Origin of the sequence: Flavobacterium macacae (genome assembly GCF_003865365.1) — a bacterium.
Classification (GTDB): Bacteria; Bacteroidota; Bacteroidia; order Flavobacteriales; family Flavobacteriaceae; genus Flavobacterium; species Flavobacterium macacae.
Genome location: NZ_RQVR01000011.1, coordinates 1 through 18,293 on the forward strand (window position 1 = coordinate 1; position 18,293 = coordinate 18,293).

Genomic DNA, 18,293 nt, shown 5'->3' on the forward strand with positions numbered 1-18,293 from the left:
TTGCGTTTTTCAGAACTTTAAGTTGTAATTTGTCCACGCGAAGGGATTCGCGCGGGAGCGGGGACATTAAAAGAACTTCGCAATTACATAGCATATTTTAAACTTAGTTTTTCAATACAAGAGACAGAAATCATAGCTAACTATTTACTGCAACTTAATGAATCAAAAAATTACTAAAAACACACACGCCTTACTGGTGATGCCAGAGAGTCAAGCATTATTGCTAGTTTAAACTATGAAATGACGTTTTGATTTTCTAACTTCGTTTGCACCAGACGTGAGAACTTTCTATTAGTTTTTCTCACCATATAAAAGCTCAATAGAGGCGGAACGTAAACAACAAACACACGAATATGAATATAGGTAAGTATTTAAAATGGTTATTTCTTTTTATCATATCCCTTGGTTTGATATCTTGTGTTAAAGAAACAAAATCTAATAATCTGAGTGCAAAAACTTCTAAAAACATCCAAGATACGATCATTGTCAAGCAAAAACAGGCTTTAAATAGGTCTTACGAAGTTGGTTTTTTGTCAAAATCACATTCCTATTATTGGCTTGTGGGTAAAGATACATTGGACATTGTAGTGAATGTTAGAGAATATAGCAGAGACAGTACACTGCATTTAGGCGTACATCATAAAGACCCGATGCTTTTTGCGTCTCTGCTGACCAAAATAAATGAATGTTATCCCCAGATTGAGATAGATTTCGATCTTTCAAAATTTAATTCTTTCTATTTTAGACAGCCTATTTATTATTTAGATTTAGCTAACGACTTGTCCACTGAATACGAACAGCAATTTGGACAAAAAAGTATCAATTATGAAAAACTAAATCAGTTTCTGTTGAACTCAAAACTTAATAAGCAACTGGGAAATCTTGTAAAACCGCTACATAAAAAAGTCAAACTATACCGTATTGAAAAGTTTCATTTGATGGATAAAATACACTATGTGAGTTATTTGCCAAATGTTGATTTGATAGAATATCCCGCATTCACAATTCATGGAATGGGCTTATATGCACAATTAGAAAATAAATAGAAATGAGACTATTTGCCTACCGCTAACTGCTTTTTATGGAATAACGGGTTTAGTACTTCGAAATCCCCAAAACGTTAGAGGAGTGCCAAGAGAACTGATAAAAAAAACAGTAAAAAAAAGTAAATATGAAAACAAAGAAAATAATTTATGTATTGATGACATTCGTTACAGTTGTATTTTTATATTCTTGCAGTACAATTCCTGAAAAAGCTTCAGCAGTAAAGCCCTTTTACAAAGAGAAATACCTTGGAAAATGGTATGAAATTGCAAGGATCGATTTCAAATTTGAAAAAGATTTAAACAATACCACGGCAGAATATTCTTTAAGGGAAGATGGGAAAATCAAAGTTGATAATAGAGGGTATAACGTCAAAGAGAAAAAGTGGACGCAAGCCGTTGGAAAAGCAAAATTTGTAGGAGACGAAAATATTGCAATGCTTAAAGTGTCTTTTTTCGGTCCGTTTTATTCGGGCTATAATGTAATCGCCATTGATGAAAATTACAAATACGCTTTAGTAGCAGGAAAGAATGAAAAGTATTTATGGATTTTATCAAGGGAAACCACCATTCCTGAAGACATCAAAAAAGACTATTTAAAAGTGGCCGAAAATAGCGGATACAATACTGGCGATCTTCTGTGGGTAAAGCACGACAAACAAAACTAAGACGTTTGTTTAAGTTGTATTTGACGAAATAAAGGTTTCTTTTGGTAATTGGAAATTTCTTTATTTAGGAAGTGAATTTTATATGAGCGGAGCTAAATCAACTTTTAAAGTTCGCAAATCTTTTAGACCACATCATGGTAGCGGCTATTTTATAACCTCAAAAAAACAACGAAATAATAAAAACGAAAAGTATAAAACTCAAAAAATATTTTTTTCTATTTTTAATGATTTCTTTGAAAATGTCTTCTTAAGAAACTAAAAATTTGGAAGTAAATTACGCAGCTCTAAAAATAGCTGTTCCTGAAAATTATATAGCAAAGTCAGAATTTGAAATTGGAAATGATTTATTTTCTGCGCAATCGATGTATCTTAGTTCCGAAATGTTTTATAGCAATATTAAAGATCAGATACTAGCTCAAATGGAAAGCCAATTGCCTTTAACAGAAATTGGAACTGTAACATTTAAGTCAAAAGGGGAGGGTTTTTCAGGAAAAAAGTACAAAGTAAATGATTATGGGTATGTTATATATGCTTCAGGAATTGTCAATAAACAGTCGTTAATTCTAAATCTTGGCTTCAGAAAGGAACCAAAATCAAATGACGATCTTGATGGTTTGATGAAAAATTTTATACTTTTTTAATCCTTGAATTTGCTCGTTGTAAATGTTTTAAAACGAAATAAAACCCTCAATTTATTTGAAATATAAAGTAAAGAATAGATCTTCTATGGGAAAGACAAAAACAACTTTCACCGGACAAAATGTAATCGATTTTATAAACACCTACGTTGATAACGAACAAAAAAAGCAGGACAGTTTTCTTCTTTTAAAGTTAATGCAAGATTGGTCTGAATCTGAACCTAAAATGTGGGGCCCAAGTATTATTGGCTTTGGGTAAATATGCAAGCGGACACGAAGGAGATGCGCCGGTTATTGCATTTTCACCAAGAAAAACAGCGCTAACGTTCTATGTGTATTCTGAGACTGAAAAAAGCAAATTGGGAGTAGCTGATCTTGATAAATTTAAAATGAGTAAGGCTTGTATTCATGTGAAAAAACTTTCTGATATCGATATTGTTGCATTAAAAGAAATATGTTTAGAGTCAATTAAATACATCAGTGAACATCACGAATGCTCTTGCAGATTAAAATAAAAACAGTTTCAAACTAGTATAAAACAAACCAGAAGAAAGCAATAGTGTTTTTTTACTGTTGCTTTTTTATTAATAAAAGTTTATTTTTATAAATTAGTCCTATTAATTTTATTGAAAACAAGTGAATTAATTACAATTTAAAATTACACATTATGATAAAATTTTGGACAATTGCAGTCGTGATTTTTATTGCTTCCACCTATCTGCTGTCATCATTTACTCTAAAAGCAAACAGAAAAGAAGCTGGAGAGAAAATTTGGAGATTCGGGAATGGACGATCCACTTATTGGAGAATCCTTACTTTGTGCAGTTTCGGAATAACAGTTTTAATCATGCTTATTATGCATTGGACCGGAATTATTATCATTTAAATAAAATGAGATTGGGATTTCCTTGACGAAAATAATTTGTACTAAAAAAGCTAAAAAACGTTATAGGCAAAGCGGGCATATTCCCTAATTGACACGATTTTGTTTTTGATGTAAAAGAACTATAAACTTAAAATAATCCAAAATTACGTATGAAGTGGACTTACGGCATCAAAAATAAATTTACGGCATCAATGGTTTTATTGGCGTTGTGCTTGCTGGTGCTGTTGAGTAATTATCTGGATAGATTGCATACTGAAAATGTAAAAAATTCCATCTCTACAATGTATGAGGATCGATTAATTGTCGAAGAATACATTCTGAAAATGACCCAAAATGTGTATCAGATTAGAGAAATGGCAATGAGTGATAAAAGCCAAGATCTAAAAGATAATGCGATCAACAAATTAGGCACAGATTTTAAAGTAACCTTTGATATTTATAAAAAAACGAAACTTACAGAAACTGAAAAAACAACTGCCGCGGCGTTGATCGGTAACTTTAAAAAAATGGAACAACTTATTTTAAAAGATAAAAATGCTCCTTCAATTTACACTGATGAAATTCTTTCTTCATTAAATAAACTCTCGGCGATCCAATTAGAGGAATCGAAGTTAATAATGCAACAGGTTGAATCGCAATACGCAACAATCAAAGCATCTTCACAATTTGCATTTGCCATCATTATTATGATCTTAATTGCATTACAAGTAATGGTGTTTTCAGGAGAGACGCTAATCCCTTTGTTTAAACCGAAGGATCCTAGCTTAAACTAAATTATATAGCGGAGTTTAAAAATAAACTGTTTCTCAATAAGTAGGAATACTTGTTTGATAGTGTTTCGGGCGCTTTTTATTTTCGTAGATTTTTTTAGTTACACTGAAAAAGGTGCAGCATTATACAAAGAGAATAAAATAATAAAAAAAAATAGATCTCAATAAAATGGAAAAGCACAGAATTTTTACAACTTCATTTGCAAGTGTGTATCCACATTATATCCATAAAGCAGTCAAAAAAGGACGCACAAAAGAAGAAGTGCATTCGATCATTTTCTGGCTTACCGGTTATGATGAAAAAGGATTGTCCGATCAAATTGAAACTAAAAAAGACTTTGAAACTTTTTTTGCAGAAGCGCCTAAAATGAATCCAAACGTAACAAAAATCACAGGAGTAATCTGCGGATATCGAGTAGAAGAAATTGAGAATCCTTTGATGCAGAAAATACGCTACTTAGATAAATTGGTTGATGAATTGGCAAAAGGAAAGTCGTTAGAAAAAATTTTCAGAAGTTAAAATTACCGAAGAAAAAGGAAAAAACACTTGTGAAAAAATTAAGAATAGCTGAAGATCAAAATGGAAATCGTGTTTAGTAGTATTCAAGAAGAATTGCTGCCGCTATTTTTTGTAACTTTAATCAAAATCAGTTTCAAAAAATATGGCACACGATCACAGCGAAATTGGACATTCTCACCATCACGATAGCAAGTTTAAAACCTATTTTCCAGCATTATTCAGTTTTGTGCTCTTAGTCGTAGGAATTATTTTGGAACACACCGAAGTTTCTTTTTTCAACAATCCCATAAATCTAATTTGGTATGCGGTTGCCTACGCTTTTGTCGGCTTAAAAGTAAATTATCAAGCGTTAAAAGAAATTCGCCACGGCACTATTTTCTCTGAATTTTTCTTGATGACCATTGCCACTTTCGGCGCCTTTTTAATCGGCGAATATTCTGAAGCAGTTGCCGTCATGCTTTTTTATTCCGTTGGAGAATTATTTCAAGATGCAGCCGTTGAAAAAGCCCAAAAAAGCATCAAGGCATTGTTAGATATTCGTCCTGATAAAGTGACCGTACTTCGCAATGGTGAATTTTTTGTCGTTACTCCTTCCGAAGTTAAAATCGGAGAAACAATACAAGTAAAATCGGGAGAAAAAATAGCTTTAGATGGCGAATTACTTTCTGAAAAAGCCTCTTTCAATACTTCGGCGTTGACCGGAGAAAGCAAACCGGATTCTAAAATAAAAGGCGAAAAAGTCTTCGCCGGAATGATAAATCTCCAAACCGTTTCAGAAGTAAAAGTTACGGCTTTGTTCAAAGACAGCAAGCTTTCCCGAATCTTGACAATGGTTCAGGAAGCAACTGCCAAGAAATCAAAAACACAATTGTTTATTTCTAAATTCGCTAAAATTTACACGCCAATTGTGGTTTTTCTGGCTATTGCAATTGTCTTTCTTCCTTATTTAGTTGTAGAAAATTACATCTTTAACGAATGGTTGTATCGCGGTCTGGTTTTCTTGGTGATTTCGTGTCCTTGTGCCTTGGTGATTTCGATTCCGTTGGGTTATTTTGGTGGAATTGGTTTGGCTTCCCGAAACGGAATTTTGTTTAAAGGAGGCAATTATTTAGACGTAATGACAAAAGTTGATACCGTTGTGATGGACAAAACCGGAACATTGACCAAAGGTGTTTTTGAAGTTCAAAAAGTGGATGCAGTCGGAATTTCTGAAGAAGAATTAATTAAAATAACCGCAAGTTTAGAAAGTAAATCAACGCATCCCATTGCCGGTGCGATTGTGAAATTTGCTAAAGGAAGCCATAAAAAGAGGATCGCTGAAAACGTAGAAGAAATTCCAGGGCACGGCCTTTCTGGAACAATTGATGGAAAAAAGGTTTTAGCAGGAAATGCAAAATTGCTCCAAAAATTCAATATTGATTACGATAAAAGTATCGATTCAAATCCGGAAACGATTGTGGCTGTTGCAATTGAAAATAAATATGCGGGCTACATCACCATCGCTGATGCGGTTAAGGAAGATGCCAAACAGGCGGTTGCAATTTTGCATCAAATGAATATTAAAACGGTAATGTTGAGCGGTGACAAGCACAGCATCGTTGAAAATGTAGCTAAAAGCTTGAATATTGACAGCGCTTTCGGGAATCTTTTGCCTGAAAATAAAGTCGAAAAAGTGCAAGAATTAAAAAGCGCAGGACGCACGATTATTTTTGTGGGCGATGGGGTAAATGACGCGCCCGTTATCGCGCTTGCCGATGCCGGAATGGCAATGGGCGGTTTGGGAAGCGATGCCACCATTGAAACGGCGGATATTGTGATTCAAAATGACCAGCCGACAAAAATTGCCACTTCTATCAAAATAGGAAAGTTGACCCGAAAAATTGTGATGCAAAACATCGCTTTGGCTTTTGGCGTAAAAGTGATTGTGCTGATTCTCGGTGCTGGAGGTCTTGCGACTTTGTGGGAAGCCGTTTTTGCTGATGTTGGCGTGGCACTTTTGGCAATATTAAATGCGGTCAGAATCCAAAAAATGAAAGTTTAAAAGGTATCTTTGTAAAAAATTAAATCGATGAAAACACTTTTAAAATCTTTATTGCTGTTTATCGGAATGATTGCATTTTCGAACACGGCTTTTGCACAAAAAACGATTCAGACTGCTGTAATAAAAACTGTGATTCATTGCGATCACTGTAAAGCTTGCGAAACCTGCGGCGAAAAATTCAATAAAACGTTATTGCGTGAAAAAGGGATCCAAATGGTGGAACTAGATGAAAAAGAAATGACAATAAAAGTTGTTTTTAATTCAAAGAAAACCACTTTGAATTCCATAAAAACCGCTATTTCAAAATTTGGCTATGATGCTGATGAAATAAAAGCAGACCCAGTTGCGTATGAAGGTTTAGATAATTGCTGTAAAGCGTAATTGAAAATTAAAAAGTGACAAACGAACAAAAAGCAATAAAAGCTACTTATTTCAGTATTTTTGGAAATGCCGCATTGGCATTAATCAAATGGTTTGCGGGATATTTTGGGAATTCGTATGCCTTGATTGCAGATGCCATTGAATCAACTTCAGACATTTTTGCGTCTTTTTTAGTCTTATTCGGAATCAAATATGCAAGCCGTCCTGCCGATGAAAACCATCCTTATGGCCACGGTCGTGCAGAACCTTTAATTACGTTTTTGGTTGTAGGCTTTTTGATAACTTCCGCTACAGTGATCGCTTATGAAAGTATCGAAAATATCCAAACCCCGCACAAATTGCCCAAACCTTGGACGTTAATCGTTCTTGGCGGTATTATTATTTGGAAGGAAATATCATACCGCTTGGTTATGAAAAGGAGCAGGGAAACCAAAAGTTCTTCTTTAGCTGCCGACGCTTGGCACCACAGAAGTGATGCTATAACTTCTGTTGCAGCTTTTATTGGAATTACAATTGCCTTGACTTTTGGAGAAGGTTATGAAGCTGCAGATGATTGGGCCGCACTTTTTGCTTCTGGATTTATATTGTTTAACTGTTACAAGATTTTCCGTCCGGCTTTGGGCGAAATTATGGACGAGCATTTGTATGATGATTTGACGTTGGAAATCAGAAAATCTTCGGTTAAAGTAGAAGGTATCATAGATACCGAAAAATGTTTTATCCGAAAAGCAGGAATGAAGTATCATTTAGAACTTCACGCTATCGTTGACGGAAATATTTCGGTAAAAGAAGGGCATCTTTTGGCGCACAATTTAGAAGATTTTTTGCGAATTGAAATCCCAGAATTGGGACATATTTTGATTCACATTGAACCAAATGAGTATTAATTGGCTTTCAGTTTCTCGATAACTCTATCCGGATAATCGGTAATAATGCCGTCTACTTTTAAAGCAATCATCGCGTCAATATCTTTTTGGTCGTTGACTGTCCACGGAATAATTCTCATATTTTTTGCCCTAACGGAATCAATCAATGCCGAATTTACCAAGCCAAAATGTGGTGCGTAAATTTGCGGTTTGAAATCTAATTTGGCTAAATTTTGATCCAAACTTTTGTCTCCGGTTAAAAAAGCAATGACGATTTTCGGAGCTTTTTTGTGCACTGCATTTAAAATATTTGGGTCAAAAGACTGCACGTTGCTCAATTTTTCAATTTTCTTTTCTTGAATTACTTTCAAAACCAAATCGGCAAATTCTTCAGGTTTCGGTTGCTTGATTCCGTAATCTCCCGAACCAGATTTGATTTCGATGTTGTAACGAATTCGCTGTTTATTGTTTTTTACAATATAATTTTCGATGCTGTCAATCATTTCAGAAAGCAATGGTTTGTATGATTTTACACTTTTTTGATCCGGAAAAGCAGGATTTGTTCTTAAACCGGCGTCAAAACTTCTGATGCTATCATACGTCATTTGGTACAAATTCGATTTTTTCTGTTCTTCATTAGTAACCGGTTTTCCGTTTGGCCAAGAAATATAAGCCGAATGCATAAAAGTATCGTGAGAAACGACCACTTTTTTGTCTTTTGAAATCACCAAATCCAGTTCAATTACGTCGGCTCCTTTATCAATCGCACTGTAAAATGCCGAGAGCGTATTTTCTGGATAAAAACCTCTGTCACCGCGATGCGCTTGAACTTCAATGACATTTGAGTTTTTTTGGGCTTGTGATTTACAGCTTAAAAGGAAAATAAAAGCCACTGCGGAAAGAACAAAAAGTAAATTTTTCATTGTGAATTTAGGTAAATAGGAGCGAAGCAAATTTAAGGAAAACCTAGTAATTAAAAAACCATTGACGTTTGCTGATGGTTTTCTTTTTATCAGGAAAATATTCAAAACAGTTTGTATTTTTGCGTTATGAATGATAATTTTATAAATGAATATTTTGGGATTGGAATCCAAAATGGCAAGACTCCTGAAAACTTGGGGGTTTTGTGGCGTTCGGCTCAAAATTTAGGCGCTACTTTTATTTTTACGATCGGCAATCGTTATGCCAAACAGGCTTCTGATACGCATGATGCCGTAAAATCAATTCCTTATTTTCATTATGATACTTTCGAAGCATTTTTTGAGAACTTACCAAAAGGAGCGCGATTGGTGGGGGTTGAATTAGATAAAAAAGCGGTCGATTTAGAAACTTTTGAACATCCAAGACGCTGTGTGTATTTATTAGGTGCCGAAGACCACGGCTTGTCTCAAAAAGCAATGGACAAATGCCACTTTTTAGTAAAATTCAAATCTGAAAAAAGTTTAAATGTAGCTGTGGCGGGAACGATTGTTATGTATGACAGAAACTTGTCTAAGCCACGTTCTTAAGGTAATCTCAAAATGCTATTTTATTGATATTTGCCCAAATCTAAATTAAGAATAACGCCAACTCTGCTGAATTCTTCATTAATCTTTGCATTCAAGATCAGCTGTTTGTTTTTTATCGGATGATTAAAGATCAGCTGATGGGCGTGAAGCATCATTCCTTTCAATTCGTAATTTTCCAACCATAATTTATTTTGCTTGTTGCAACCGTGGGGACGGCTTCCTAAAATGGGATGAAAAATATGTTTGAAATGTTTTCGCAATTGATGCATGCGTCCCGTTTCAGGAATCGCTTCTACCAAACAATATCTTGACGTTGGTTTGTTATTAAATTCAAGTTCAATTTCGGCATTTTGCAAACGATGAAAGTAGGTGACTGCGTTTTGCGTAATGTCATCATCATTGATCAAGTCATAATCAATTGTCATTTTTTCGGGCGACCAACCGCGTAAAATGGCCAAATATTTTTTTTCGACTTCGCGTGTGGCAAAACGCGCATTCATAATTTTCAAGGTCTCTTTATCTAGCGCAAATAACAAGACGCCAGATGTTTTTCGGTCCAACCTGTGAATCGGATAAACATGTTGCCCTATTTGATTTCGCAGTTCTTGAATAGCATATACTGTTGCATCGCGTGCATAAAAGGATTTATGAACCAACAATCCGCTTGGTTTGTTAATGGCAATAATATATTCGTCTTGGTACAGAATTTCTAACATTTGGCAGAAATAGGAGAGATTTAGAAATAATAGAAACAAAAAAAGCTCCAGATTTCTCTGAAGCTTTCCTTTGTAGCGGGAACAGGACTCGAACCTGTGACCTTCGGGTTATGAGCCCGACGAGCTACCTACTGCTCTATCCCGCGATGTGCGTTTGTAATCTCAAAATGTATTTTTGTTTACTGAATCAGTAAAACTTAGTAGCGGGAACAGGACTCGAACCTGTGACCTTCGGGTTATGAGCCCGACGAGCTACCTACTGCTCTATCCCGCGATGTTTCGGGTGCAAATTTACGACGAATATCTGAAAAAACAAGCTTTTTATTGAAAAATGTTTTATTTCTTCTATTGAACTGATATGATTACCTTTGCAGAATAAATTATTTTTGAAATGTCACATAAAGCAGGATTTGTAAATATTATAGGTAATCCGAACGTTGGGAAATCAACTTTGATGAATGCATTCGTCGGGGAACGTTTGTCGATTATCACCTCAAAAGCACAGACAACACGTCACAGAATTCTTGGAATCGTTAACGGAGAAGACTTTCAGGTCATTCTTTCAGATACGCCGGGAATTATTAAACCAGCGTATGAATTGCAATCTTCGATGATGGATTTTGTGAAATCTGCGTTTGAAGATGCCGATATCTTGATCTATATGGTAGAAATCGGGGAAAAGGAGTTGAAAGATGAAGCATTTTTTAATAAAATTATCCACGCTAAAATTCCGGTATTGTTGCTTTTGAATAAAATTGACAAGTCAAACCAAGATGTTTTGGAAGAACAAATTGCACTTTGGCAAGAGAAAGTTCCGAATGCTGAAATTCATCCGATATCGGCGCTGGAGAATTTTAACGTCAAAGAAGTTTTTGCCAGAATCATTGCGCTTTTGCCAGAATCTCCGGCGTATTATCCAAAAGATGCGTTGACAGACAAACCAGAACGTTTCTTTGTAAACGAAACGATTCGTGAGAAAATCTTAATCAATTATGAAAAAGAAATTCCGTATTCGGTAGAAATTGAAACGGAAGAATTTTTGGAAGACGAAAAAATCATCCGCATCCGTTCTGTAATTATGGTTGAAAGAGATACCCAAAAAAGAATTATTATTGGGCACAAGGGTGGCGCTTTGAAAAAAGTGGGAATGCAGTCTCGTGAAGATTTAGAAAAATTCTTCGGAAAACAAATCCATATTGAATTGTATGTGAAAGTCAATAAAGACTGGAGAAACAGTGCGTATCAATTAAAGAGATTTGGGTATAATAATAAATAAATTGTTTTTATAAAAAAGATGAAGCCACAGATTTTAATAATTTCGGGATTACAGAATCCATTTAATTTATAAAATCTGTGGCTTTTATTAGTAAGGGATAATAATTAAATCAATTGTTCTGATAAATTAAGGAGTTCGTCCATTTGGCGGGCTCCTTTTTTTCTGTTGTATCGCGCCAAAAAATACAATACAAACCAAGCATTTACTAACGCAAACATCACGGCCAAATCAAATTGAGGCGATTGTTCTAGACTCCATTTAGAATACGCGATAATTCCGAAAATCACGAACAGGACACCAACAACGAAGTGAAGCGCTAAAAACACAAACCACAAAATAGGGTCGGGGCCAAAAGTGCCTTTTACGTGCGTTCTTCCGTCTTCATATTTGTCTAATTCGATATGCAAAGTTGGCGACCAAAACTCGCGTCGCAACATTCCGATGCCAAGCCAGATGTGGTTTCCCGCATTGTTTAGCTTAAAGTTTTCTGATTCAGATTGTCTCAATCGTTCGATGCCTGCTTTAATTTCTTCGGCAGTTTTTGACGAAAATCTTTCGAATCGAAGACGCAATTTTATGTTTTTCTGATTTTCCATATTCGTTGAAAATGATATACATATAAACCCAAAAACGAAAATTTTATTTTTAAAGAAAAGCTAAATTCAAGTTAAACATTGCTGAATGAAATTGGCAAATACAACAACTTACTGCGTTACAGCGTAAAAGCTTGGCCAAAAGTTGTACCTTTGCAAAATATTTGAAAAAAATTATGAATAATATTGTTGCGATAGTAGGAAGACCTAATGTGGGGAAATCAACCCTTTTCAATAGGCTGATACAAAGAAGAGAAGCTATTGTAGATTCTGTTTCTGGAGTTACCAGAGATCGAAACTACGGTAAAAGCGAATGGAACGGAAAAGAGTTTTCTGTGATTGATACGGGCGGATATATTCGCGGATCTGATGACGTTTTTGAAGGCGAAATCAGAAAACAGGTCGAATTGGCCATTGACGAAGCAGATGTAATCATCTTTGTCGTGGACGTTGAAGAAGGAATTACTCCGATGGATGATGCCGTTGCGAAATTGCTTCGCAAGGTTACAAAACCGGTTATTTTAGCGGTAAATAAAGTAGATAACGCGATGCGTGAAAAAGACGCCGTGGAGTTTTACAACCTTGGTTTAGGTGAATATTACACTTTTGCAAGTATTTCAGGTAGCGGAACGGGAGATTTGTTAGATGCGTTAATCGAATCATTTCCTGTAAAGCCAGAACCAACACAAGAAGAAATTGAATTGCCACGTTTTGCTGTTGTTGGTCGTCCAAACGCAGGAAAATCAAGCTTTATCAACGCTTTGATTGGTAAAGACAGGTATATTGTGACTGATATTGCGGGAACAACTCGTGATTCTATTGATACAAAGTTTGACCGTTTTGGGTTTGAATTTAACTTGGTCGATACAGCGGGAATTCGCCGTAAGGCAAAAGTGAAGGAAGATTTAGAATTTTATTCGGTTATGCGTTCGGTTCGTGCCATTGAGCACGCTGATGTCTGTATCTTGATAATTGACGCGACCAGAGGTTTTGAAGGTCAGGACCAAAATATCTTTTGGTTGGCTGAAAAGAACAGAAAAGGTGTCGTGATTTTGGTAAACAAGTGGGATTTGGTTGAAAAAGACACGATGTCAACAAAAGAATACGAAGCGAAAATCCGCAAAGAATTAATGCCTTTTACAGATGTGCCGATTATTTTTACATCAGCAATCACCAAACAGCGTTTGCTGAAAGCGTTGGAAGAAACGGTAAAAGTTTTTGAAAGCAGAAAGCAAAGAATTGCTACTTCAAAATTCAACGATTATATGTTGAAATTGATTGAGGCTTATCCACCGCCAGCTTTGAAAGGAAAATATGTGAAGATTAAATTCTGTATGCAATTGCCAACGCCAACACCTCAGTTTGTGTTTTTTGCCAACTTGCCACAGTATGTAAAAGATCCTTACAAACGTTTCCTGGAAAATAAAATCCGTGAGCACTGGGATTTTTCAGGTGTACCGATCGATATTTATATTAGAGAGAAATAATAAAAAAAACCGAGATGAACGTCTCGGTTTTTTATTTAGAATAATTTAGATTTCGCTTGAGGAATGTTTCATAGGTCGGTCTTCATACCAATCCTTAAATGTCTTTTTTGTTTTGTACGGGTCTTTCAGTACGCTGAAAACCATATACAAAATCAACAAATGGCCAATGACAAATAGCGTAAGCAAAAGCCATGGAATCACTTCAAAATGCGTGTAAACTACAAATCCTAGAAAAAAAAGTGTAGCCAGTATTATAATCTTAATTGCAAAATTTTTCATAACCACTTGATTTAATTTCAATTAGGATCTAAGTTAAGTATTTTTTTTTATTAGTCAATTAATTGATAATTTAAAACATTGAGATTTATTTAGAAAGAATTTGTTTTGCATAAAAAAAATAACGCTACAATTTAAAAAGTAAAATTTATTGAAAAAGTTAAAAATTTCGTAAGAAAATATTTATTTGGATAATAAAATTAGTAATTCGCAGTTTTAAAATTCTTACAAACGATAACTTAAAATCCCTCAAGTTGATGTCTAAAAAGATTTACATCGTATTATTTTTTTTAATTTCTAGTACTATATCTGCGCAAACCTTTTTAATTAAAGGAAAAACCGTGAGTGCTGTTGATAAAAAACCAATTGAATCGGCAACGGTTTATCTGACTTCTGCAAAAGATTCTACAATGATCGACTACACGATTTCTGATAAAAACGGAAATTTTAATTTTTCGGTTAAAAAACAGGCAAAACCATTTGCAATCAAAGTTTCCTCAATCGGTTATGAAATTTATCAAAAAATATATGATAAGTTAGACGCCAATTTAGAGCTTGGAGAAATTTTAATTAACGACGACGTGACGACTTTAGGCGAAGTTGTTGTGGTGGGCGAAGCGCCGCCGGTTCGTATTAAAAGCGATACTTTAGAATTTAATGCAACTTCTTTTAAAGTGCGACCCGATGCGAATGTTGAGGCTTTGCTAAAACAATTGCCTGGTGTTGAGATTACAAAAGAGGGGAAAATTACGGTAAATGGAAAAGAAGTGAATGAAATTTTAGTCAACGGAAAATCTTTTTTTGGAAAAGATGGAGCCGTGGCTATTAAAAATCTTCCTTCCGATATTATCAGTAAAATTCAAGTTTCTGATTTGAAAACTACCGAAGAAAAATTGTCAGGACAAGCTTCAAGTTCGGATAAAAAAACCATTAATTTAACCATTCAAGAAGATAAAAATAAAGGTTTGTTTGGAAAATTTACGGGAGGCTATGGAACCGATGATCGATATGAATCAAGCGGATTGCTGAATTATTTTAAAGACAAACAGAAAATTAGCTTTTTAGGCTCTTCAAATAACATCAATGCTACCGGATTTTCAATGGATGAGATTTTTGACGCCATGGGTGGTGGAAGAAACCGTCAAATGTTTTCTCGAGGAGACGGTAGTTTTAATATTAACGGTGTAGATTTTGGAGGTGGTTCAGGAATCACACAGTCAAGTATGGCCGGAGTGAATTTTGCGGATGAATGGTTCAAAAAATTTGAGCCAAGCGGAAGTTATTTCTACACAAATTCGACAACAGATAACCAAACCAAAAGCCGGAGCGAGAATTTTTTGACTTCAGAAAACGGAACCAACAGCACCTTTATAACAGAATCTACCGGAACTTCTCAAAATAAAACCGAAGGGCATAATATGAGTTTTGAGTTTGAATATAAAATTGATTCCTTGACAACGCTTTCGGTAAGACCAACATTTGTAAAAAACAATTCGTCATTTGAAAGTGAATCAGAACGTTCTTCTTTTAATGATTTAGGTTTGGTCAATGAAAGTACGAGTGCAAATTTTCGAGATAACAAAACGTCAAACTTTGAAAATGAACTTTATTTAAGCCGAAAATTTAAAAAGAAAGGAAGAAATTTTGGTTTTTCATTTGACAATTCTAACAAGACAAATGATGCTGATGATATCACCAATTCAGAAACTTATTTTTATCAAGACGCTGCTTTGCCAGACGATATTCGTCGCCAAAGAGAATTTGATAACGTGAAAGAAAACAGATATTACACTAGATTTGGGTATTCTGAGCCCGTTACAGATTCCATTACTTTAACGTTGCGATCTTCCTACGAATGGAAAGATTACAATAAAGATCAAAATACATATAATTTCAATGGAGGTACCAATCAATACAGCGATTTTGACAACCTGCTTTCATATACTATGAATTCAAAAACACGCACGTTTAACCCTTCGGTTTCTTTAAATTTAAGAAAGAAGAAATATGGGTTGGGAATGTCTCTGGGAACACAAGTGGTTGATTTTCGAAATAGTTCTCTGTACAACGGAGAAAGTAGTGTGATAAACCAAAATTTCATTTATCCAACCGCAAATGCATGGATGAACTATAAATTGACCAAGTCTCAGTCGATTTATATGTATTATAATTTTAGACTACAAATGCCAACGGCTGAACAGATTTTGCCAGTTATAGATCTGACAAATCCCTTATCTCAAATTTCTGGAAATGCAAATATCAAACCGGTTAAGTCACACAATATATATCTGAATTACAACAATTATGATTATGCTACAAAGTCAGGATATTATGCTTATGCGGGTATGAATTTTTATGAACAGCAAATTACTTTGGCAAGAAATCTTGATCTAATTGATTTGATTAATAGAGCAACATATCAAAATATCAACAATAGCTATTACAGTTACGCAGGTATAAACTGGAATAAAACCATCAAAAAAGAAACCAATACCTTTCGTGTCGGTTTTGGGCTTAGCACTAATTACAGTTTAGATAAAGGATTGACGAACAACCTTGGTTATGAAGCAAACAGAATCACGATGGAGCCGAATGTTAGTTTAGGTTGGGATTACGGCGAGTTGCTAACCATCGAGCCTTCTTACACTTACGGATTTAACAAAACCAGTTATACAAATTATACCATTGACGAATCTTCAAATTTTACGCACAATTTTAAGGTCCAAACCACAAGTTATTGGCCAAAGCATTTTGTCTTCGGAAATGACTTTGGATACACTTACAACTCTAACATCTCTGACGGATTCAAAAAAGATTTTTTCCTTTTGAACACCAGTTTAGGATACAATTTTATGGACGACAAATTATTGTTCAAAGTAAAAGTGTATGATCTTTTAAATCAAAACCAGAGCGCTGTTCGCTACATAAACCCGGAGTCGATTCAAGACATTCAAAACACCGTTTTAAAACGTTATGCCATGTTCTCGCTGACTTATAAAATTGAAAAATTTGGAGGCAAGAAAAAAGACGGAGGTGGTGCTTTCACATTTTAAATGATTTTGAAGTCGGGTTCGCCCGGCTTTTTTTATTCTTTTTTTGAAGCGAATGTTGCCGCCTTTTAGTCAATCATTTTCCTGCTGCAGGAACTCGCTTTAAACCTGCTGCGCTGGCAGGTTTAAGAGCTCACGCAATTCCAGCATCAGGGCTATCAGAAAAGCCGTTTTAACTTCAGTAACCGTCAGTCCGACAATAGCTTCGGACAAAATAGCGAATAAAAATAAACCCGCGACTTTCGTCAGAATCTTCGAAAGAACAAAAAAAAGCCTTGCAAATTTTGCAAGGCTTTACTATTTTAAAACCAGTTTTTACCAGCTTCCTCCGGCGCCGCCGCCACTAAAGCCGCCACCGCCAAATCCGCCGCCAAATCCGCCGCCGCCAGAAGAACCTCCTCCAAAACCTCCAAAGCCGCCACCGCCGCCACCGCGACCCAAACTGCTTAAGATAATAATGTCAGCCAAATCCAATCCGCCACCGCCGCTATTGCCACCGTTTCTGTTGTTTTTATTCTTTGAAAGAATCACTACTAAGACTACCACAATAATCACAAAGAAAATCAAACCGCCTGGATTTGATTCTCCAGAATTTTGTTTTCTTTTTCCTTTGTACTTTCCTTTTAAAACATCAAAAATCGCATCGGTTCCTTTGTCCAAGCCTTTGTAATAACTTCCCGCTTTGAATTCGGGAATAATTACATTACGGGTCAATTCCCCAATGATTCCTGCCGGTAATCGATCTTCAACTCCATAACCAGCTGAGATCCAAATTTTGCGTTCTTTTTTGGCCAAAAGAACAATAATACCATTGTCATTCTCTTTTGATCCGCCGATTCCCCAAGTCTGACCCCATTTTGGAGTCAGAATTCCAATGTCTTCGCCTTTCAGGGATTCAATCGTAATCACTACAATTTGCGTGGAAGTCGAATCAGAATATTTAATCAGTTTTTGCTCTAAATTTGCTTTTTCTGAAGCATTCATTATCGCAGCGTAATCATACACACTAGTCTGTAATTTAGGAATAGGTGGAATGTCATATTGCGCAAAACCCAAACTTTGAATCAATAAAAATACCGATAAGAAGAACGTGTTTTTTAATTTTAAAATTTTCATTACCCTTTTGATATTTCGTTAGATAGTTCGTCCTTATCGCCATCTGTGAAAGGAAAATACTGTTCTAGTCTTTCTCCGGCTCTTAAGATACCGGCAACCAGACCCTCTTTATATTTTTTTTCTTTAAAATGTGAAATGACAATGTCTCTTGTGCAATCCCAGAAATCGCTTTCCACGACTTTGTCAATGCCTTGGTCACCAATAATGGCAAAAGCGTGATCGGCAACTCCCACATAAAAAAGCACGCCGTTTCGCAAAGAAGTGTTGTCCATACCTAAAGTGTGAAAAACCTCCTGAGCTCTTTCGAGCGGAGGCTTTTCTGTATGATCTTCAATGTGGATGCGAATTTCTCCTGAAGTATTTTTTTCCGCCTGAGAAATCGCTTTTACAATTTCGGCCTCTTCTTCCGAAGTTAGAAAATCTTCTACTTTTGACATAATTAGTTACTTTTTTTTGAT

The 18,293-nt window shown here is 35.4% G+C and carries 21 protein-coding genes and 2 tRNA genes; 15 read left to right on the forward strand and 8 right to left on the reverse strand.

The genetic code is table 11. From position 1 onward, the window contains the following. Positions 1-353: 353 nt before the first annotated feature. The 11 genes from EG849_RS10225 to EG849_RS10270 all read left to right on the forward strand — a co-directional run bounded on the left by EG849_RS10225 (position 354) and on the right by EG849_RS10270 (position 7,834). Positions 354-1,046: a hypothetical protein gene (locus EG849_RS10225; protein ID WP_125012993.1), complete on the forward strand. Its 693-nt coding sequence runs from the start codon at positions 354-356 to the stop codon at positions 1,044-1,046. 125 nt (positions 1,047-1,171) lie between these two features. Further along, entirely contained in the window at positions 1,172-1,711 is a 540-nt protein-coding gene (locus EG849_RS10230; RefSeq protein WP_125012994.1) for a lipocalin family protein, read from the forward strand. A gap of 263 nt (positions 1,712-1,974) precedes the next feature. Beyond that, positions 1,975-2,352 carry a hypothetical protein gene (locus EG849_RS10235; protein ID WP_125012995.1) on the forward strand — a complete coding sequence of 126 codons (378 nt, stop codon included), beginning with the start codon at positions 1,975-1,977 and terminating at the stop codon, positions 2,350-2,352. A gap of 85 nt (positions 2,353-2,437) precedes the next feature. After that, positions 2,438-2,608 carry a hypothetical protein gene (locus EG849_RS15840; protein WP_233581780.1) on the forward strand — a complete coding sequence of 57 codons (171 nt, stop codon included), beginning with the start codon at positions 2,438-2,440 and terminating at the stop codon, positions 2,606-2,608. Beyond that, on the forward strand, positions 2,601-2,864 hold the full coding sequence (locus tag EG849_RS15845; protein WP_233581781.1) for a DUF1801 domain-containing protein: 264 nt from the start codon (positions 2,601-2,603) through the stop codon (positions 2,862-2,864). Before EG849_RS15840 ends, EG849_RS15845 begins: the two co-directional genes overlap by 8 nt. Positions 2,865-3,016: 152 nt before the next feature. Further along, the gene (locus tag EG849_RS10245; protein WP_125012996.1) at positions 3,017-3,235 is read left to right on the forward strand and encodes a hypothetical protein; all 219 of its coding nucleotides are present in this window, start codon (positions 3,017-3,019) and stop codon (positions 3,233-3,235) included. 149 nt (positions 3,236-3,384) lie between these two features. Then, positions 3,385-4,008 carry an MCP four helix bundle domain-containing protein gene (locus EG849_RS10250; protein ID WP_125012997.1) on the forward strand — a complete coding sequence of 208 codons (624 nt, stop codon included), beginning with the start codon at positions 3,385-3,387 and terminating at the stop codon, positions 4,006-4,008. 166 nt (positions 4,009-4,174) lie between these two features. Further along, positions 4,175-4,525 carry a DUF2200 domain-containing protein gene (locus tag EG849_RS10255; protein WP_125012998.1) on the forward strand — a complete coding sequence of 117 codons (351 nt, stop codon included), beginning with the start codon at positions 4,175-4,177 and terminating at the stop codon, positions 4,523-4,525. Between the two features lie 142 nt (positions 4,526-4,667). Next, complete coding sequence (locus EG849_RS10260; RefSeq protein ID WP_125012999.1) at positions 4,668-6,566, forward strand: heavy metal translocating P-type ATPase; 1,899 nt, start codon at positions 4,668-4,670, stop codon at positions 6,564-6,566. Positions 6,567-6,593: 27 nt separating this feature from the next. After that, on the forward strand, positions 6,594-6,947 hold the full coding sequence (locus tag EG849_RS10265; RefSeq protein ID WP_125013000.1) for a cation transporter: 354 nt from the start codon (positions 6,594-6,596) through the stop codon (positions 6,945-6,947). Between the two features lie 14 nt (positions 6,948-6,961). After that, on the forward strand, positions 6,962-7,834 hold the full coding sequence (locus EG849_RS10270; protein ID WP_125013001.1) for a cation diffusion facilitator family transporter: 873 nt from the start codon (positions 6,962-6,964) through the stop codon (positions 7,832-7,834). On the opposite strand, the gene EG849_RS10275 is transcribed toward EG849_RS10270, so the two are convergent. Next, positions 7,831-8,736, reverse strand: coding sequence for a glycerophosphodiester phosphodiesterase family protein (locus EG849_RS10275; RefSeq protein ID WP_125013002.1), 906 nt, complete (start codon positions 8,734-8,736; stop codon positions 7,831-7,833). The genes EG849_RS10270 and EG849_RS10275 overlap by 4 nt on opposite strands. Positions 8,737-8,862: 126 nt before the next feature. On the opposite strand from EG849_RS10275, the gene EG849_RS10280 reads away from it, so the two are divergent. Beyond that, on the forward strand, positions 8,863-9,321 hold the full coding sequence (locus EG849_RS10280) for an RNA methyltransferase (RefSeq protein ID WP_125013003.1): 459 nt from the start codon (positions 8,863-8,865) through the stop codon (positions 9,319-9,321). Between the two features lie 20 nt (positions 9,322-9,341). Here EG849_RS10280 and EG849_RS10285 read toward each other — a convergent pair whose 3' ends face one another. From EG849_RS10285 to EG849_RS10295, 3 genes are all read right to left on the reverse strand, one after another. After that, positions 9,342-10,037 carry a pseudouridine synthase gene (locus EG849_RS10285; protein WP_125013004.1) on the reverse strand — a complete coding sequence of 232 codons (696 nt, stop codon included), beginning with the start codon at positions 10,035-10,037 and terminating at the stop codon, positions 9,342-9,344. A 73-nt stretch (positions 10,038-10,110) separates the two neighbouring features. Further along, a tRNA-Met gene (locus EG849_RS10290) sits at positions 10,111-10,183 on the reverse strand. A gap of 55 nt (positions 10,184-10,238) precedes the next feature. Next, a tRNA-Met gene (locus tag EG849_RS10295) sits at positions 10,239-10,311 on the reverse strand. 117 nt (positions 10,312-10,428) lie between these two features. Here EG849_RS10295 and era point away from each other — a divergent pair. Beyond that, complete coding sequence (gene era / locus EG849_RS10300) at positions 10,429-11,313, forward strand: GTPase Era (protein ID WP_125013005.1); 885 nt, start codon at positions 10,429-10,431, stop codon at positions 11,311-11,313. Positions 11,314-11,417: 104 nt separating this feature from the next. Here era and EG849_RS10305 read toward each other — a convergent pair whose 3' ends face one another. Continuing rightward, the gene (locus EG849_RS10305; RefSeq protein WP_125013006.1) at positions 11,418-11,909 is read right to left on the reverse strand and encodes a hypothetical protein; all 492 of its coding nucleotides are present in this window, start codon (positions 11,907-11,909) and stop codon (positions 11,418-11,420) included. A 173-nt stretch (positions 11,910-12,082) separates the two neighbouring features. Between EG849_RS10305 and der the strand changes: the two genes are divergently transcribed. After that, the gene (der, locus tag EG849_RS10310; protein WP_125013007.1) at positions 12,083-13,393 is read left to right on the forward strand and encodes a ribosome biogenesis GTPase Der; all 1,311 of its coding nucleotides are present in this window, start codon (positions 12,083-12,085) and stop codon (positions 13,391-13,393) included. Positions 13,394-13,438: 45 nt separating this feature from the next. Here der and EG849_RS10315 read toward each other — a convergent pair whose 3' ends face one another. Beyond that, positions 13,439-13,672 carry a hypothetical protein gene (locus EG849_RS10315; RefSeq protein ID WP_233581782.1) on the reverse strand — a complete coding sequence of 78 codons (234 nt, stop codon included), beginning with the start codon at positions 13,670-13,672 and terminating at the stop codon, positions 13,439-13,441. Positions 13,673-13,926: 254 nt separating this feature from the next. Here EG849_RS10315 and EG849_RS10320 point away from each other — a divergent pair, with 254 nt between their 5' ends. After that, a complete protein-coding gene (locus tag EG849_RS10320) occupies positions 13,927-16,722 on the forward strand; it encodes an outer membrane beta-barrel protein (protein WP_125013008.1) in 2,796 nt (931 codons plus the stop codon). A gap of 312 nt (positions 16,723-17,034) precedes the next feature. Here EG849_RS10320 and EG849_RS10325 read toward each other — a convergent pair whose 3' ends face one another. Together EG849_RS10325 and EG849_RS10330 are read right to left on the reverse strand one after the other, a co-directional pair. Further along, entirely contained in the window at positions 17,035-17,835 is an 801-nt protein-coding gene (locus EG849_RS10325) for a TPM domain-containing protein (protein WP_125013009.1), read from the reverse strand. Further along, on the reverse strand, positions 17,835-18,272 hold the full coding sequence (locus EG849_RS10330) for a TPM domain-containing protein (protein ID WP_125013010.1): 438 nt from the start codon (positions 18,270-18,272) through the stop codon (positions 17,835-17,837). Before EG849_RS10330 ends, EG849_RS10325 begins: the two co-directional genes overlap by 1 nt. Between the last annotated feature and the right edge of the window lie 21 nt (positions 18,273-18,293).

Coding starts and splice junctions, on each gene's coding strand:
- EG849_RS10305 (WP_125013006.1), bottom strand. CDS start 11,909: ATGGAAAATCAGAAAAACATAAAATTGCGTCTTCGATTCGAAAGATTT.
- EG849_RS10330 (WP_125013010.1), bottom strand. CDS start 18,272: ATGTCAAAAGTAGAAGATTTTCTAACTTCGGAAGAAGAGGCCGAAATT.
- EG849_RS10230 (WP_125012994.1), top strand. CDS start 1,172: ATGAAAACAAAGAAAATAATTTATGTATTGATGACATTCGTTACAGTT.
- EG849_RS10320 (WP_125013008.1), top strand. CDS start 13,927: ATGTCTAAAAAGATTTACATCGTATTATTTTTTTTAATTTCTAGTACT.
- EG849_RS10325 (WP_125013009.1), bottom strand. CDS start 17,835: ATGAAAATTTTAAAATTAAAAAACACGTTCTTCTTATCGGTATTTTTA.
- der (WP_125013007.1), top strand. CDS start 12,083: ATGAATAATATTGTTGCGATAGTAGGAAGACCTAATGTGGGGAAATCA.
- era (WP_125013005.1), top strand. CDS start 10,429: ATGTCACATAAAGCAGGATTTGTAAATATTATAGGTAATCCGAACGTT.
- EG849_RS10250 (WP_125012997.1), top strand. CDS start 3,385: ATGAAGTGGACTTACGGCATCAAAAATAAATTTACGGCATCAATGGTT.
- EG849_RS10260 (WP_125012999.1), top strand. CDS start 4,668: ATGGCACACGATCACAGCGAAATTGGACATTCTCACCATCACGATAGC.
- EG849_RS15840 (WP_233581780.1), top strand. CDS start 2,438: ATGGGAAAGACAAAAACAACTTTCACCGGACAAAATGTAATCGATTTT.
- EG849_RS10255 (WP_125012998.1), top strand. CDS start 4,175: ATGGAAAAGCACAGAATTTTTACAACTTCATTTGCAAGTGTGTATCCA.
- EG849_RS10265 (WP_125013000.1), top strand. CDS start 6,594: ATGAAAACACTTTTAAAATCTTTATTGCTGTTTATCGGAATGATTGCA.
- EG849_RS10225 (WP_125012993.1), top strand. CDS start 354: ATGAATATAGGTAAGTATTTAAAATGGTTATTTCTTTTTATCATATCC.
- EG849_RS10245 (WP_125012996.1), top strand. CDS start 3,017: ATGATAAAATTTTGGACAATTGCAGTCGTGATTTTTATTGCTTCCACC.
- EG849_RS10315 (WP_233581782.1), bottom strand. CDS start 13,672: ATGAAAAATTTTGCAATTAAGATTATAATACTGGCTACACTTTTTTTT.
- EG849_RS10280 (WP_125013003.1), top strand. CDS start 8,863: ATGAATGATAATTTTATAAATGAATATTTTGGGATTGGAATCCAAAAT.
- EG849_RS10285 (WP_125013004.1), bottom strand. CDS start 10,037: ATGTTAGAAATTCTGTACCAAGACGAATATATTATTGCCATTAACAAA.
- EG849_RS10275 (WP_125013002.1), bottom strand. CDS start 8,736: ATGAAAAATTTACTTTTTGTTCTTTCCGCAGTGGCTTTTATTTTCCTT.